The 2607-nt window shown below is 54.1% G+C and carries 1 protein-coding gene; it reads right to left on the bottom strand.

Annotation, left to right across the window (positions count from 1 at the left end):
• Nucleotides 1–2458, bottom strand: a 2458-nt coding sequence (locus NP603_RS21715) for a cation-translocating P-type ATPase (protein WP_256612953.1), incomplete at its 3' end; no start/stop codon positions are given.
• Between the last annotated feature and the right edge of the window lie 149 nt (nucleotides 2459–2607).

Consider the following 2607-nt stretch of genomic DNA (forward strand, 5'->3'; position numbering starts at 1 on the left):
CAAAGGCACGCAGCAAACCGGTAATCACCAGAGCGGTAAAGGCAGCATCGCGAGCTTGATCAAGCGTATTGCCGACCACATGCAGTTCATAGGCAAACACGCCGAGCGTGACGCTCGCGGCTAACAAACCGGTGAATAAAGTCAGATAAAACAACTTCCGGTTGAGTAACTGGGACTGAGCCTGTCGAGGCGGGCGATTCAATACCCCTGGATCAATCGGATCGGTGGAAAGGGCCAAGGCCGCAAAACCATCGGTAACCAAGTTGATCCACAAAAGATGTAGCGGTAAAAGCGGTAATGGCCAACCCAGTAGCACCGCACCCAACATCACCAACAACTCGCCGGTGCTACTACCCAGCAGGTAAGAGAGCGTTTTCGCGATGTTGTCATAAATGCCGCGTCCTTCTTCAACGGCGGCGACAATGGAAGCAAAATTATCATCGGCGACAATCATGTCGGCGGCTTCTTTGGTCACTTCCGTGCCGGTAATGCCCATAGCGATTCCGATGGATGCCTCTTTGATCGCCGGCGCATCGTTAACGCCGTCTCCCGTCATCGCGACAACCGCCCCAGTCGCTTTCCATGCCCGCACAATACGCAGTTTATGCTCGGCGGTTACCCGTGCATACACCGAAACATGCGGCACGCGTTCCTTTAATTCAGCATCGTCCAGGTGATCTATCTCGGCACCAATCAGAACTTCATCGCCTTTATCCATAATCCCTAATTCGCAGCCAATGGCTCGCGCGGTATCAGGATGATCGCCGGTAATCATCACCGTTTTGATCCCTGCCCGTTTGCATTTGCTGACGGCCTCTCTGGCTTCACCACGCGGCGGGTCCTGTAAGCCAACGAGTCCCAACAAAATAAGCTGCTGTTCGATCTCGACATCACTGCCGAATACGCCCGCGCCGAAATGGATACCCTCCAGGGGGCGCTCTGCCACGGCCAGCACTCGCAAAGCATCGTTGGCCAGTAAACGATTGGCCTGAAAAAAATGCGTGCGGTCGATTTCAGTCAACGCCCTGACACCTTGGTCGGTACGAATCAACGTGCAACGGCTAAGAACGACTTCGGGGGCACCTTTGACAAAGGCCCAGGGGAAATTGGCCTGACGACGGATAATGCTCATGCGCTTGCGGTCGGAATCAAAAGGGATCACCGCCAAACGCGGCATGTCCGTTTCAATGGCAGACCGGGTAATATTCGCTTTCTCGGCGGCCACCAATAACGCCCCCTCGGTAGGATCGCCTACTACAGTAGATCGGCCATCGATTAGCGTGAGTTCGGCATCATTGCATGCCGCCGCTGCTCGCAGCAAGGCGAATAATTCGGGGCTTTCCGAGGGGAAACTTTCCACGTTGCCGGAGAAGAATGTGCCTTCCGTGGCGTAACCTTCACCGGTAACACGATAGAGATTTTGCGAGGTCACCAACTTCCGGGCCGTCATTTCACCCATCGTCAGCGTGCCGGTCTTGTCGGTACAAATCACCTGGGCACGGCCTAATGTTTCGACCGAAGCCAAACGTCGTACCAAGGCATGCCGTTGAACCATACGCTGCACGCCTAATGCCAGCGCAATCGTTACCACCGCCGGCAACCCTTCGGGAATCGCCGCGACCGCAAGACTCACCGAACTTAGGAACAGTTCAAAGGGAGCAATGCCTCGCCATACTCCCAGACCGAAAATCAAGCCGACGATGCCGAAACATGCCATCAACAACAAGCGCCCAACCTGCTCCAGTTGGCGTTGTAATGGAGTTTCTCCACTTTCGGCCGATTCGAGTAGTTTCGCGATGCGACCCAGTTCGGTTTCCATGCCGGTGTTAACCACCACCGCGCGTGCGGAACCTCCCGTCACACTGGTACCGAGAAAAACCATATTACGCCGCTCAGCCAGTAGTGTCTCCAATACCAGACTAACCGTAAACTTAGCCACGGCTTGCGATTCCCCCGTGAGCGGGGCTTCATTGACACGAAACACGGAGGCTTTAATAAGGCGAGCATCCGCCGCAACCAAATCGCCCGCTTCGAGTAACAGTAAATCGCCTGGAACGACTTCAGTGGTGGTAATCACCAGACTATGGCCATCCCGAATCACTCGGCAATGCGGCGCTGTTAAACGAGCGAGTGCGGCGGCCGCTTTCTCGGCCCGATATTCCTGGAGAAAGCCAATGACCGCATTCAAAATCACGATAGCGATGATGGCAATACCGTCGATGACTTCACCGAGTGCGACGGAAACGGCCGCTGCGCCAATCAGCACCCAAATAACGAGACTTTTAAACTGGCTGATAAAAATCATCAAAGCCGAAAATCGCTTGCCCTTATGCAGCTTATTTTGCCCATATCGGGCAAGTCGCTTTTTCGCGTCTTCGCTGGAAAGTCCCTGTTCCATATCGGTCGCAAGCACACTTGCGGTTTCGATTGCCGATAGCTTGTGCCACGTATTCATCATGACACACCTCCCTTTAACAATATCGGTAACGGCAGAGATAACGACCGGTGACAGCGGGGGATTATCAAAGCCAGCCCCTATTCCGGAATACTGCCCAATAACGAATCCACTGCGGTCGAAACCGCTAGATCGACCTTTTTATCGTTTAT

Source organism: Methylomonas aurea (genome assembly GCF_024505045.1).
GTDB lineage: Bacteria > Pseudomonadota > Gammaproteobacteria > Methylococcales > Methylomonadaceae > Methylomonas > Methylomonas aurea.